This is a genomic window from Nocardioides marmoraquaticus (genome assembly GCF_054777915.1).
The window spans coordinates 37,560-51,920 of record NZ_BAAHAA010000017.1 but is presented as its reverse complement, the minus strand read 5'-3'; the positions used below and the strand labels follow the sequence as shown (position 1 = coordinate 51,920).

Sequence of the window (14,361 nt, the reverse complement as noted above, 5' to 3'; positions counted from 1 at the left end):
CGTCCTGGTCGCCGCCACGGTCTCATGCGGACCGGGCCTCGACCTGGTCAGGCGGCCAGCGAGCTCAGGCTCGCGAGGACCACTCTCCAGGGCTCGCCCCCTCAGCGCTCGTCGCGGATGTGGCGCAGCGTCGAGCCGGCCGGCACTTCGGCGCGGACTGCTCGAGGGCGCGGTCGTACTCGGCTTCCTCGACCTCCCACTTATGGGGATTGCGCCGAGGCGCCCCCGTCGGCCGCGCAGTCGCCAGCATCTTCACTGTCATGTCGCGGGATGATGACAGTTCTGCATCAAGACATCAGTGACGAGCCAACCCTCCCAAGAATGACCGCTGGCCAACATTGCGAGACATCCGGTTCGTCTTGGTCCGCAGCGTCGGAATGCCACGCCCGCGCCGGGGGCTGATCCTCGACTGGAAGGGGCAAGGCCGCTCTCGTGAAGCGTCGGTCATCTACTTCGACGACGCCGCCCTCAGACCCGTAGAAAAGATGGAGTGGATCGCCAAGACCAACCCCGTACCCATACCCGTCGATCCCAACTGGGAGCCCTGAATCCTTGGCCTGCGGTCCCCGGAGCGACCGATGGAGGCGCGGGCCCGGCCCGACCATCCTGGAGGTCGCGACGATCAACCCGCAAGAATTAGCTGTCCGTTCGACCCATCGCCTGAGCACTCATGTGGGCGTGCCGGACTCATGAGATTACTGTCGCGGCATGCCACGTCAGAAGGTCCTCGAGCAGCACATCGCCGTCTTCGGGGAGAGCGGGAGCGGCAAGACGGTCTTGCTGTCGTCGTTCTACGGCTCGGAGCAAGAGCCAGCCAACATCCGCACGGGCACGTTCAACCTGGTCGCGGAGAACCACGGCCAGGGAACCCGCTTGCACCAGAATTACCTCGGCATGAAGAAGTCAGCGACCGTGCCCGACGCGACGAAGTTCTCTGCTGAACCCTACCGTTTCCTTCTGCGACTCAAGGGCAGCGCAAACACCGGGCCGCTGCAGGCGAAGCCGTTCGACGCGCTCAGGCTGGTGTGGCACGACTACCCGGGCGAGTGGTTCGAGCAGGGCCCCAGCGGAGACGAGGAGGCCAGGCGTCGCGTCGAGACCTTCCGCGCCCTCCTGGGATCACATGTGGCGCTGCTACTCGTCGACGGACAGAAACTGCTCGAGCACGCGGGCGAGGAGGAGCGCTACTTGAAGTCGCTGTTCGGCAACGTCCGCAACACGCTCCTTCTCATACGAGACCACCTCGTCGAGGACGACACTCCGCTGGCATCGTTCCCCCGCATCTGGGTCATCGCGCTGTCAAAGGCCGACCTGCTCCCAGATCTCGACGTCCAGGCGTTCAAGGAGCTCATCATCGAAAGAGTCGGCCGCGACGTCATCGAGCTACGCGACGTCCTCGCCAGCTTGGTGGAGTCCAGCGACGCACTATCGGTCGGGGACGACTACGTGCGGATCTCCTCGGCGAAGTTCAGCCCCGGAGCAATCGAGGTCACGGACCGCGTCGGCGTCGACCTCGTCCTGCCGATGGCGGCCGTCCTCCCCCTCGAGCGGCACGTCCGATGGGCCGCAGCCGAGAAGCTCTCCCGCCGGGTCGCCGGCGCCATTGTCGGCAACGCCGAGCTCGTCGCCGCCGGCCTCGGCGCCGCCACCAACGTCGCCGCAATCCTCATCGGAAAGAAGAACAAGGTCGCTGGCGCCGTCGGCCTGGCACTCGCACGGCTCGGCCCCCGCCTCGAGGACGCCATCAAGGAGGCCGGCAAACGCCTCGAAGCCGCCGACCAGGTGGCCACGACGAAACGCGACAATCTCGCCGCCACGCTGCACGGCTTCCGCGACGACCTCGACCAAGCCGAACAGCACCAGGTGCTATCGCGGAGCGCCGGATGAGCTTCATCTGGGCGACCCGCGGCCGATCTTGGGGCTTCCGTTTCCTCCGCGACGGAAGCCACCACGACCCGCTCCCGTACTACGAGCACGCCTTCAGTGGTGCTCCCTCCGGCACCACCTGCCACCGCGCCGGCACCACCGTTGCCGTCCGCTTCCTGGACCCCCTTGGACGCCAAGACGCCGCCGGCCGACCCATACCGCACGAGTTCGTCCTCATCCCACCTCTGTCCGACGGCGTCGACACCGTCGATGACGCCCTCGAGAAGGTCTGGCCACTCGTCGAGCAGGAGTACGCCGACGTCTGGCAGAAGGCAGACGGCACACCCTCACACGAGTCCGGCTAACTGCGGATCGCGTAAGAGGGACTCGCCTTCTCCGACGGGTCGCCGCGTTTGCGCCGAGCGATTGATTCGTTTCGGTGGTTCATCGGACCTCACTCGGCTTGGTTCGCAGGACCGGGCGGTTGGGGAGCCGGGACGGCGGCGGTGGCAGCTCCCGACCGAGTCGCGCCTCGGCTTCGGTGGCGGCGACGCTTGCCGCCTCGCGGACGAACTCCGAGCGCGAGACCACCCGGCCCAAGGTCGAGCGATCCTCCAGCACGGCTGACTCGAGCGCACGCAACACCGCGGCGTCGAGGAGGAGGGTCCGCTTGAACCCGCCGCGACTGGCCTCTGCGCCCACGGCCTCGCCCGCAGTCGGCCCGCGCTCCGCGACGGAGCGGGCCAGCACGGCGGCGCGGGCGGCCGGCGTGAGCTCGGCGTGGGCTGCGATCGCGCGCTGCAGCCACGCGATGAGGCTCACGGGCGGGTCGGGGTCCGCATCGAGGTCGGCGACGTACGCCGACCGGGCCCGATCCCACGCGCTGCGATGCCAGTAGATCCCCGTCGGCACCTGGTCCTCGTCATCGTGCCGAGCCGGCGACATCACGCGGGCCCTCGGGCGACGTCGCAGCTGGCGCCGCTGCTAACACCAACCCGGTTGCATCCCCGGGCGCGGCCGGACCCAACCCCGTCTCCTCGGCCGGCGCCACGACCAGGCAGCGAGGCGAGCAGTCGAGCCGCAGAGCTCGGGATCGTGCGTCTGGGTCGCGCTCGATTCATCCACATAGTGCAGGACTCCTGGGTTGTCCACAGAGGCCACGCCGACCCGAGCAGGAGACGACGAACCCGACGAGCATAGGTCTTGAAGGTTCCAAGTGTTCTACTGGCAGGAAGGTATCACCCTCATGGCCACCGCCACCCGCACCAAGAAGTCCGCCACCGCCGAGACCGACGTCGAGACCGCCGAGGTCTCCGACAGCGCCCCGGTCTCGGCCGAGTTGGTTTACCTCGACCCGGCCACCGTCAAGGTCGGCGCGAACGTCCGCACCGACCTGCCCGACGCGCGCGACTTCCGCCGCTCGATCAAGGAGCGCGGCGTGCTCACCCCGATCACCGTCTACCGCGACGAGGACGGCGAGTACGTCTGCCTCTACGGCCAGCGCCGCACCGTCGAGGCGACCACCGTCGGGACCCCGACCGGGACAATCCCCGCCCACGTCGTGGCCCGGCCCGACGAGGCCGACCGGATCACCGACCAGATGGTCGAGAACATCCACCGCGACGGCATGCGCGAGGCCGACATCCTCGGTGGCGTCGAGCAGCTCTCCCTGCTGGGCGTGAGCGCCGCGCAGATCACCAAGCGGCTCGCGGTCCCCCGCCCGACCGTCAACGCCGCCCTGGCCGTCGCCCAGGGCGAGCAGGCACGCGCCCGCGTCGAGGCCGGTGACCTCACCCTGGACCAGGCCGCGATCCTGGCCGAGTTCGAGGACGACGAGAACGCCACGGCGCGGCTCAACCAGCGGCTCTCCTGGGGCCACGGGCTGGAGCACGAGGCGCAGCGGCTGCGTGACGAGGCCGCCGAGCGCGCCGAGTACGACGCGGAGGTCGAGCGCCTGCGGGCCGAGGGCCTGCCGGTGCTCTCCCACGAGGACGCCGAGACCGCACGCCGCGACGGCACCCTGCACCGCATCGCGAACCTGCTCACCGCCGAGGGCGATCCGGTCGACGACGAAGCCCACGACCAGGTGCCCGGCGCGCAGGTGCTTGTCACCATCGAGTGGGTCTACCCCGAGGACCTGGACGAGGCGACCGACGAGCACACCGAGGCCGACACGGCTGACGGCGAGGGCGATGCGGCCGAGGTCAGCGAGGACGACGCCAGCGAGGACGACGACGAGGAGCCGGAGTACGCCGACCCCGTGCAGGTGTTCGTGCCGGTCTGGGTGGTGACCGACCTCGCCGCCTCCGGGCTTCGTACCCGCAGCGTCACCGGCATCACGGGCGGCAGCACCACCGATGCTGCCGGGGAGAGCGAGGAGGAGGCCGAGGCGCGCCGCAACGAGCGGCGCACCGTGATCGCGAACAACAAGGCCTGGACCTCGGCCGAGACCGTGCGCCGCGAGTGGCTGACGGAGTTCGTCAAGCGCAAGACCGCGCCCAAGGGTGCCGAGGCGCTGATCTGCGAGGCCGTCGTCACCGGCCACTACTCGCTGACCAAGGCGATGGAGCACCGACACCCGCAGTTGTTCGACCTGCTCGGCATCGAGCGGTCGAGCGGCTACTACGGAGCGGGCATCAGGGAGTGCCACGAGTTGGCGGCCAAGCCCGCCACGCCGAAGGCCGCGACGATGCTCACCCTCGCGACCATCGTCGCCGCCTGGGAGCACGGCACCGGCAAGCAGACCTGGCGCAACCCGAGCGCCTGGGACGCCCGCGTGCTCGGCGCGCTCATCGAGTGGGGCTACCAGCCCAGCGAGGTCGAGCGGCTGCTGCTCGGCGAGGACGCCACCGACGCGGCCTGACCGGCCCGCGTCACCCCCTGCCCCGGTGGCGGGCTGCGGCCTCCACGGCCGGCCCGCCACCGGCACCAACCTCACGCACCCGGAGAGACATGTCATGACGACCTCGACCACCGTCCACCACACCGACGCGGCCGACCTGATGGACCTTGTGTGCGACCTCGCAGCGATCGCGCACCGACTGCGCCGCCTGTCGGCACCCACCGACGACACCGGGCGCGACGACGCACACCGAGACGCCCGCCAGGACGCTCATCGCGAGGCGCGCCGCGACCTCGACGCCGCCGCCCGCCTGGTCGACTCCGCCCTCGACCGGCTCCACTCCCCCATCCAGCGATGACGACCACGCGTGCTCGGCGCGCCGAGCGGGTCCAACGCCACCGGCCGCCACCACGCACGGTCGAGGAGTTCTGCGCGCTGCTCGACGCTGGCCTGCTGATCACCACGGGCGGGGCGGTGCTCGTGCAATGCCCATGCCAACGGTGCGGAGCAGCCCTGCTCGGGTCCGGTGACGGAGCGGAGACCTGCTGGTGCGCACTGCCGTGCCCGCGCTGCGACGCCACTCCCGGCGTGCGATGCCGTCGCCCCAGCGAGCACGGCGTGTTCGGCAACCGTCCGCACGACAGTCGGATCACCCTGGCCCGACGACACCGAGCGACGCGCCGTGGCCGGGGACCCGGACGTGCCCGCGAGATGGCCCGGCAGCGCGGCGACTGCGCCCGGTGGCCTCACCACAGGGTGAGTTGCTCTCCGAGTAGCTGGCGCAGCCGCTCCATGTCGGCGGCGACGAGCTCGGGATCAGTCGCCGCCATGTCGCGCAGCTCGCGCGCTCGACGGCGCGGCCCGCGCGGGTCGGCCAGCGGGCTGTCGGGCATGTTGCGCCGGATCGCCCAGTCGCGCCGGTTCCGCAGCGCAGAGGACACCTCGACGTGTCCAGGCGCGATCCGCTGACACAGCGGGTTGTCGCACCGATGCCCCAACAGCGGAGCCTCGGCCAGCGCCTCGACGCCGTGCATCACCGCGAACCCGAACCGGTGCGCGATCACGACGCGGCCGCGCGCGATCCAGAACCGCCCGTGACCGCGCCCGCTCACTGCCCGCGCCCACCACAAGCACTCGCTGCCCGGGACCGTGACGATCTTCGAGCGGTACCGCGCCAACACCCGGGCATCGCCCAGCGCCGCCTGCACCGCCGCCAGGCCGTCCTGGTCGAGTCGCCGCACCGGCATCGCGTTACCCGACCGCCGCCACTGCCGCCGTGCTAGACCGCCCGCCGCCGGCCCGCGCCGCGTCGGCACCGTCGCCCGCACCGTCGCCGGCATCGTCGTCGCCGTGAGACTCGGCGTCGGCCGCACCGGCGTCCTCGTCGCCGGCGGCCGGCTCACCGCCGCTCTCGCCGGTCACCAGTCGCTTGAACCGTGCGGCGGTGCGCACGCTCACCTCGTCGCCGCACCACGACACGGCCTCGCGCAGGCTCAGGCCCTCTTCCTCGACCATCGTCCGCAGCGCCTCCCCCGCACGCCGCTCGTGCTCGACCACCGCGTCCATCGACGTCAGCACCGTCACCGCCAGATCCTCGAGCCGCTTCTCGCGCGCCTTGCGTGCCCGCTCCTGCTCCGAGCGCGCCTCACGGGCTCGCCGCCGCGCGTCCTGTCGCTGCGTCTTCACACTCATCTCGCGTCCTCCTGGTGACCAGCCGGTCGACGGCTGATTGTCACGGCCGTCGCCCGCGTGGCAACAACCTCTCAGTCGGTTACGACATTTCGACCCCTCCTGGCGATCACTCGACGCCCACGAGTTTCAGATTCCTGCTCGCCACCCGCCCGGCACCCCGCCCTCACCAGCCTCGACACCAGCCCGTCAGCACGCTCGACCGCTCACTTCGACGCCGCCAAACGACGCCGTCGACCACCCAGCACGAGCGCGCGGCCGACGCCGACACCCTCGACCGCCGCGTTCCCCCCTCGATTTCCTCAACCGCTATCACCCACACACCTCTTGCATTCTCGGAAGTTACTGCGCGGTAACTGATCGCCAGGAGGGGGGTCCCGCGCTTATCTAGGTGTGACGATGAGCCTGCACAAGCTCACCGCCGGGTCCGGATACACCTATCTGACCCGGCAGGTGGCCGCGCTCGACGCCACGGACAAGGGCGGGGTCGGCCTCGCGTCCTACTACACCGCCCGCGGCGAGACCCCGGGTGCGTGGATCGGCTCCGGGGTTGCCGGCATCGACGGGCTGGACGCCGGCGACCTGGTGACGCCGGCACAGATGCAGAGTCTGTTCGGCTCCGGGCACCACCCGTTGGCCGACGAGCGGGAGGCCGAGCTGGAGAAGGTCCGCACGCAGCGCGCCCAGGACCGGGCCCAGGAGCGGGCACGCGAGCGCACCGCGACCCAGGAGGCCGGCGGCCGCGGCGAAGGCCGGACCCGGCTGGCCGAGCCGATCACCGAGACCGAGCGCCGGGAGGCCCGCCGACTCGGGACCCCGTTCAAGGTCTACGACAACGACATCTCCCCGTTCCGTGTCGAGGTCGCGAAGCGGATCGAGGCCGTCAACGAGGCCGCCGGCCTGCCCCGCGACTGGCCTGTTCCGGCCGCCGAGCGGGCCCGCATCCGCACCAACGTCGCGGCTGAGTTCTTCCGCGCCGAGCACGGCCGCGACGCCGCCGACGCCCGCGAGCTGGCGGCCACGATCGCCAAGCACTCCCGCCCCAAGACCACCGCGGTGGCCGGGTTCGACCTCACCTTCTCCCCGGTCAAGAGCGTCTCCACGCTGTGGGCGATCGCCGAGCCGACGGTCGCAGCGAAGATCGAGCTGGCCCACCAGGCCGCGATCAAGGACGCCCTGGACTTCATCGAGAAGAACGCCCTGTTCACCCGGACCGGCGCCAACGGCGTACGCCAGGTCGACGTCACCGGGCTGGTCGCCACCGCGTTCACCCACCGCGACTCCCGTGCTGGCGACCCCGACTTGCACACCCACGTCGCGGTGGCCAACAAGGTCCAGGTCCTCGAGCCCGACGGCACCCCGGGACGGTGGCTGGCGATCGACGGCCGGGTGCTCTACAAGGCCGCGGTCGCCGCCTCGGAGACCTACAACACCGCCCTGGAGAAGCACCTCGGCGACACCCTCGGCCTGCGGTTCGAGCCGCGCGTGGACGGTCCCACGGTCGCCGCCGCCCGCTCCACCAACCAGCCGGGCAGCCAGCCGGCGGGCGCCGACCGGCGCAAGCGCCCGATCCGCGAGGTCGTCGGAGTCGACGCCGCGCTCAACACCCGCTGGTCCTCACGGCGAGCCAGCATCGAGACCCGCCGCAGCGAACTGGCCGCCGCGTTCCAGGCCACGCACGGCCGCCCACCCAGCCCCGTCGAGGCGCTGCAACTGGCCCAGCAGGCCACCCTGGAGACCCGCGAGGCCAAGCACGAGCCGCGGTCGTTGGCCGAGCAGCGCACCGCCTGGCGCGCCCAGGCGGTGGAGGTGTTCGGCGGCGGCGACGGCGGTGAGAAGCAGCTCGCCGCGATGGTCCACACCGCCCTCTCCCCCGCCGGCAAGAACCCGGCGCCGAAGCCGGACGCGGCGTGGTTCAGCGACGCCTCCGCGCGCGTGCTTCGCCAGCTGGAGAGCGAGATGGCGACCTGGCAGACCTTCCGTGTTCGTTCACGGGCGCAAACCCAGGTCCGTGCCGCGGACCTCACCAGTCTCAGCACCGAGCAGGTCGGCCGACTGGTCGAGCTGCTCGTCGACGACGTCCTCAGCACGCACTCGGTCAGCCTCGCCCGGCCGTCCACAGCCGCATCCGATGGCGCCGCTCCAGGTGACGCTCTGGGCGGCAGGAAGGAGCCCGCCGAGCCGGCCAAGTTGCGGCGGCGCGACGGCTCCAGCGTCTACACGGTCGCCGGCGCTGACCTGTACACCTCGACGTCTGTCTTGGCCGCCGAGCAGCGGATCGTCGCTGCCGCCGGCCAGACGGACGGTCACCGCGTCGCTGACCGCTGCGTCGACGTCGCGCTGCTCGAGTCGGCCGCGAACGGTCTGACCCTCAACGCCGGCCAGACCGCGCTGGTCCGCCAGATGGCGACCTCCGGCGCCCGCGTCCAGCTCGCGATCGCCCCCGCCGGCTCCGGCAAGACGACCGCGATGAACGCTCTGACCGGTGCCTGGACCGAGGGCGGCGGCACCGTGGTCGGGCTCGCCCCGTCGGCGGCCGCAGCGGGCCAGCTCGGCGACGCGATCGCACCCAATCGAGCGCAGCGCGCCGGTCGCGCAGGGGTCGAGAGCGCCCCCGACGTAACCGACTCCCCCGCCGACCTACGTACCGGTCGGGTGCACACCGACACCTTGGCCAAGCTGACCTTCGCGGTCGCCAACCAGGGGCGTTTCGCGATGCCGGCGTGGGTCGAGGCGATCGGCCCGGACACGCTGGTCGTGATCGACGAGGCCGGGATGGCCGACACCGTCTCCCTCGACCAAGCCATCGGGTTCGTTCTCGCTCGCGGCGGCAGCGTGCGCCTCATCGGTGACGACCAGCAGCTCGCCGCGATCGGCGCCGGCGGCGTCTTGCGTGACATCACCGCCACCCACGGCGCGCTCCAGCTGAGCGAGCTGATGCGGTTCGTCGACCCCGCCGAAGGCGCCGCCTCGCTCGCGCTGCGCGAGGGAGACACAACCGCGCTGGGGTTCTATCTGGACCACGACCGCGTCCACGTCGGCGACCTCGCCACCATGACCGACGACGTCTTCGATGCCTGGCGCGCGGACCGCGCCGCCGGCCTGGACGCGATCATGCTCGCTCCCACCCGCGACCTCGTCTCCGAGCTCAACCAGCGCGCTCGCGCCGAGCGGCTCAACGGGCTGACCGGTGAGGCTGGGTTGGCTGGCGGGGCCTCGGAGACCCTGCTCAGCGACGGCAACCGGGCCAGCGTTGGGGAGCTGGTGATCAGCCGCGAGAACGACCGCCGGCTGCGCACCAGCGCCTCGGACTGGGTGAAGAACGGTGACCGCTGGATGGTCCTCAATGTTCACGACGGCGTTCACGACGGCTCCGCGGCCGACGCCCCCGGTGGTTCCTGTGACCTGACCGTCCAGCACACCCAGACCGGCCGCATCGTGCGGCTGCCCGCCGACTATGTGGGCAAGTCGGTCGAGCTCGGCTACGCGACGACCGTTCACACCGCGCAGGGTGTCTCGGCCGATGCCACGCACGGTCTGGCCACTGACGACCTGTCTCGCCAACTGCTCTACACGATGCTCACCCGCGGTCGACTGGCCAACCACCTCTACATGCCCGTCGTGGGCGACGGTGACCCGCACTCGGTGATCGGCCCGGAGATGGTCCTCCCGCAGACCGCGACCGATCTGCTCGAGCGGATGCTCGCCCGCGATGAGTCCCCGACCTCGGCCACCAGCCTGCGGCGCGAGCTGCACGACCCCGCCACCCGGCTCGGCGAGGCCGCGACGCGGTACCTCGACGCCCTCTACGTGGCAGCCGAGGACACCGCCAACGAGCGGGCCGGCTTCGACCTCCTCGACCAGCTGAACCGAACCGCGGAGCAGATCTCCCCGGGACTGGCCGAGGAGGCCGCCTGGCCCGCGCTGCGTGCCCACCTGCTGCTGTTGGCAGCCGCCGGCCAAGACCCGGTGGCGCAGCTGCACGCGGCCGCGGCCGAGGACGAGCTGGACTCCGCGCGCGACGTCGCCGCCGTGCTCGACTGGCGGCTCGACGACACCGGGCTTCGCTCGTCGGGCTCCAGCGGTGGCCAGAGCGTCGACCAGCACGCAGCCGTGGTCGACGACCGTGGGACCCGTTTGGCTGCAGCGGTAGCGTGCCCGCTGCCGTGGATGCCGGCGGTGCCGGCGGCGCTGCGTGATCACCCCGAGTGGGGCGAGTACCTCCTGGCTCGGTCCGACCTCGTCGCCGAGCTCGCCGGGGAGGTCCGCGACCGGGCGCTCGGCCACACCAGCGACCAGCCGGGTCCGGTCGTGAGCTCCGACGTCGACCGCGCCCCGGATCGGCCCGTCGACACCGTTGCGACCCCGGTGTGGGCGCGCAACGGTCTGCTGCCCGACGAGCGGGTGATCGCCGACGTCGAGGTCTGGCGTGCCGCCATGCTGGTCGACGGCAACGACCGCCGACCGACCGGCCGGCCGATGCTGCAGAAGGCACAGGCGCGTTACCAGCGGAGCCTGAACCGACGCATCACCGGTGACCGCACGCCCGCCATGCAGGAGTGGGGTCACGTCCTGGCCGCCGTGTCGCCGCGAGTCCGCGCCGACGACTTCGCCCCCCAGCTCGCCGAGCGGCTCTCGGCGATCTCGCGGGCCGGGATCGACGCCGCGCGGCTTGTTCGACAGGCGGCGAATCCCGGTGGCTCCCCGGGCTCCCCCGGCGGTTCCGCCGCGGCGCTGCCCGACGATCACGCCGCGGCCGCGTTGTGGTGGCGCATCGCGGGGCGCCTGTCCCCCGCCGTCGCAGCGCAACTGGACCAAGAGCACGGACCGCACAGCCTCACCACACCCTGGACCCCGCGGTTGGCCGAGCTGGTCGGCGCTGAGCGTGCCGACCGCATCCAGGCGAGCACCTGGTGGCCAACCCTGGTGACTGTCGTCGACCACGCGCTCCAGCGCGGCTGGCAACTCGACACTCTCCTCAGCACCAGCACGGCGACCAACGCGCCCGATGGATCTGGTGACACCGGTGCTGCCACCGACTCCGAGGCCAGCACTATCTCCGCCGGATCGGCGAGCGCCGCCGGATTCGATGACGGGCTCGACGAGTGCCAGGCGATGGTCTGGCGTGCCTCGATCGCCCTCGACCCCGTGCCAGCCGACCCTGACGACCCCGAGCTGTCGGACGAGGCCAGCATCCCCGACCCGCTGGGCCCCGGCGCTCCGCCTGAGGACTTGTGGGAGGGCTATCTCCCCCAGCACCCCGAACACGAAGCGTTGTACGTCGACCCGCCGCCGGACGTCGACCTCGACGCACTCGACGCACTCGACGAGGGCCTCGACCCAGACCAGGCCGGCGTGCCCGTCGACGTCGATGCCACCGAGGTCTTCCGCCAGCTGCAGCAGGCCGCACTCACCCGCGACATCGACACCGCCCGACACATCCAGCTGCCGCCGTCGGACGCCGAGGAGGGCCGCGCCTACGAGCGCGAGGTCGACCTGGCGGCCAGCCCGATCAGCGAGGCCCGGATGCTTGAGGTCAACGCAATGGCTCACACGTTCTTCGAGCAGTATCTTCCGGGGTCATGGGGCGAGGGGCACCTGCGTGACCGGTTCGGACTCGACCCGGTCACCAGCCAGCTCCGCGACCAGTTCCGGCCCGGCCAGGCACCGGCCGGGTGGACCGGCCTCGTCCAACACCTGCGCCGCCAAGGCGTGACCGACGACGAGATGCTGGCCACCGGGCTGGCGACCACGGCCAGCACCGGGCGGCTCATCGACCGGTTCCGCGACCGACTGGTGTTTCCCATCTCCGCTCCCGGCCGCACGACTCTCAGCGGCGATGGACAAAGGGAGCGCGGCCCGGTGCAGGTCCTCGGGTTCGTCGGACGCCGCCACCCCGACCTGGTCGACGTCGACCCGGCGACCGGCGAGCGCAACACCAAGGCCGGGCCGAAGTACCTCAACACCGCCGACACACTCGTGTTCCACAAGGGTGCACAGCTCTACGCCGGCTATTACGGCGACACCCAATCCGCCGGCATCGGGGCCTTGCTCGAGGCAGGCGCGGTCCCGGTCGTCGTGGAAGGCCCCATGGACGCGATCGCCGTCACGGTGGCCAGCGCCGGCGCCTACGTCGGCCTCGCGCCGCTGGGCACCAGCCTCACCGAGGAGCAGGCGACCCAGCTGGCGGCGCTGCATCACCGCACCGGGATCAGGCCGATCGTGGCCACCGACCCCGACATCGCGGGCCGGGTGGCAGCCGAGCGGGCCTACTGGATGCTGTCCCCGCACGGCATCGACCCCGACTACGCGCGGCTGCCGGCGCACTCGGACCCCGCCGACCTCCTCGTGAGGCGTGGGCCGGCCTCGGTCGCGGGTGCGCTGGCGGCCGCGAGCCCGCTGGCTGCCGAGCTGCTGGACGAGCGGCTGGCCCACCTCGAGCGCACCGGACTCACCCAGATCGCCCAAGCCGGCGAAGCGCTACCGGATGCGGTTGCGACCGAGCTCGCGCGGCTGGTCGCCGCCGAGAACCCGGAACGGTGGATGGACGACGTCGCCCGGATCGCGGAGCGGCTGCACCAGCCGGTCGAGCAGGTTCAGCGGCACCTCCTCGACGCCGTCGAGGCGCGGGAGCGCGACCCACGTCGACCTGCACAGCAGGCCCTCGGTGGAATCCATCAGGTTCGGCAGCGGCTCGCCGCGACCGAGGCGCTCACGCCCGGGCAGCGGTGGGCGCCGCTTGGTGCTTCGCTCGACTCCCGGCTGCCACACGAGCCGGACTGGGGTGCGGCCGCGATGATGATCCAGGACGGCCACGACCAGGGCCACGACGTCGCGGCGGCCGCTCGCGAGCTCGTCGGCGAGCGACCGTTGGGCGATCGACCGGCCCAAGACCTTCGCTACCGGCTCGTGGGTCGGCTGAACATCGAGATTCCCGACTTCGACGACGTCAACCCGCCCAGGTCGACGAGCCCGGACCCTGTCGAGGGTCAGCCCCAGACACCTGCCGCGCCTGGCCGCGATCGTTCCGAGCCTTCCCAGCCGTCGCGCGGCGGCGGCGGCTGTCGAGATGCCGGGAAGACTGACGAACCTCCCGCGATGAACCCTGACGAACCGACCGCCACCAGAAGAGGTCGTCCAAGTAGGTGAGCCGTCGTGCTGGACGGGGCACCGTCACCGGGAAGCTCTCCGGACGGGGCTTGCGGGACGCGGACGGTCGCTCGCCTGTGGTGTCCTGCAGCGTCGTCGTACGTGGTTCAACTTCCGGGACGACGAGGCTCACGGGAGTTCTCTGTCGCGCTGATTGCTGCCGTGTCGCTGGTCTATCTGGGACTGGCATGACGCGGTCGAGTGCGTCGGTACAGGGACGTTCGACGAAGAGCGCCGTGTTGAGGGACCGCCCTGCGCGGTCGTGGACCCCCTCCATGCGTTGCACGCATGGAGGGGGTGCCTAATTCTCGCTTGAATCATGCCCCGATGCAACGTTGGGTCGAGGAGACCGACCACACGGAGGAAGGAAGAGCACTCATGCCGATGACCAAGGTTTACATGAGGACCGGATCGAGCGCCGAACAAGCAGGCGATCTCGGACGCAATCCACCAGTCGCTTGTCGAGGTGCTGGGCATTCCCGAAGACGACCTCTACCACGTATTCCACGAACTCGACGACGAGAATCTGATCTCGGCTCCCGTGGCGTTCGGGCTCGAGCGACGCCGGGAGGCCGTCTTCGTGCAGTTCTATTTCGGGCCGCGGCCAACCGAGACCCTGCAGGAGCTCTTCAAGGCCACCGTGGTCCGCCTCGGTGAGCTGGCGGGCCTCGAGTCCCGCGACATCTACCTCAACCAGGTGCCGTCCCCGTCCGAGGCCTGGTGGGCGGACGGCCGGGTCCTCGACCCGAACACTGGGTTCGACGAGCGCATCACGGGTGACAAGGTGCCCGGCGCCTAGGCCCGGCTCCCACGAC

Annotated in this window: 9 protein-coding genes; 6 read left to right on the top strand and 3 right to left on the bottom strand. The window is 71.2% G+C overall.

Annotated features, from left to right (window positions below; all coding sequences use genetic code 11):
- Positions 1-708: 708 nt before the first annotated feature.
- Together ACYU8I_RS13295 and ACYU8I_RS13290 are read left to right on the top strand one after the other, a co-directional pair.
- On the top strand, positions 709-1,887 hold the full coding sequence (locus ACYU8I_RS13295; RefSeq protein WP_460841575.1) for a TRAFAC clade GTPase domain-containing protein: 1,179 nt from the start codon (positions 709-711) through the stop codon (positions 1,885-1,887).
- The gene (locus ACYU8I_RS13290; protein ID WP_460841573.1) at positions 1,884-2,231 is read left to right on the top strand and encodes a hypothetical protein; all 348 of its coding nucleotides are present in this window, start codon (positions 1,884-1,886) and stop codon (positions 2,229-2,231) included. The genes ACYU8I_RS13295 and ACYU8I_RS13290 overlap by 4 nt, the downstream gene beginning before the upstream one ends.
- Before the next feature lie 79 nt (positions 2,232-2,310).
- Here ACYU8I_RS13290 and ACYU8I_RS13285 read toward each other — a convergent pair whose 3' ends face one another.
- Positions 2,311-2,778, bottom strand: coding sequence for a hypothetical protein (locus ACYU8I_RS13285; RefSeq protein WP_460841571.1), 468 nt, complete (start codon positions 2,776-2,778; stop codon positions 2,311-2,313).
- A gap of 334 nt (positions 2,779-3,112) precedes the next feature.
- On the opposite strand from ACYU8I_RS13285, the gene ACYU8I_RS13280 reads away from it, so the two are divergent.
- Together ACYU8I_RS13280 and ACYU8I_RS13275 are read left to right on the top strand one after the other, a co-directional pair.
- Positions 3,113-4,729, top strand: coding sequence for a ParB/RepB/Spo0J family partition protein (locus tag ACYU8I_RS13280; RefSeq protein WP_460841569.1), 1,617 nt, complete (start codon positions 3,113-3,115; stop codon positions 4,727-4,729).
- 94 nt (positions 4,730-4,823) lie between these two features.
- The gene (locus tag ACYU8I_RS13275) at positions 4,824-5,066 is read left to right on the top strand and encodes a hypothetical protein (protein WP_460841567.1); all 243 of its coding nucleotides are present in this window, start codon (positions 4,824-4,826) and stop codon (positions 5,064-5,066) included.
- A 388-nt stretch (positions 5,067-5,454) separates the two neighbouring features.
- Here ACYU8I_RS13275 and ACYU8I_RS13270 read toward each other — a convergent pair whose 3' ends face one another.
- Both ACYU8I_RS13270 and ACYU8I_RS13265 read right to left on the bottom strand, forming a co-directional pair.
- Positions 5,455-5,955 carry a hypothetical protein gene (locus ACYU8I_RS13270; RefSeq protein ID WP_460841565.1) on the bottom strand — a complete coding sequence of 167 codons (501 nt, stop codon included), beginning with the start codon at positions 5,953-5,955 and terminating at the stop codon, positions 5,455-5,457.
- A 4-nt stretch (positions 5,956-5,959) separates the two neighbouring features.
- The gene (locus ACYU8I_RS13265) at positions 5,960-6,400 is read right to left on the bottom strand and encodes a hypothetical protein (RefSeq protein ID WP_460841563.1); all 441 of its coding nucleotides are present in this window, start codon (positions 6,398-6,400) and stop codon (positions 5,960-5,962) included.
- Positions 6,401-6,796: 396 nt separating this feature from the next.
- On the opposite strand from ACYU8I_RS13265, the gene mobF reads away from it, so the two are divergent.
- Together mobF and ACYU8I_RS13255 are read left to right on the top strand one after the other, a co-directional pair.
- Entirely contained in the window at positions 6,797-13,546 is a 6,750-nt protein-coding gene (gene mobF, locus ACYU8I_RS13260) for a MobF family relaxase (RefSeq protein WP_460841562.1), read from the top strand.
- Between the two features lie 433 nt (positions 13,547-13,979).
- A complete protein-coding gene (locus ACYU8I_RS13255) occupies positions 13,980-14,345 on the top strand; it encodes a tautomerase family protein (protein ID WP_460841642.1) in 366 nt (121 codons plus the stop codon).
- Positions 14,346-14,361 lie beyond the last annotated feature (16 nt).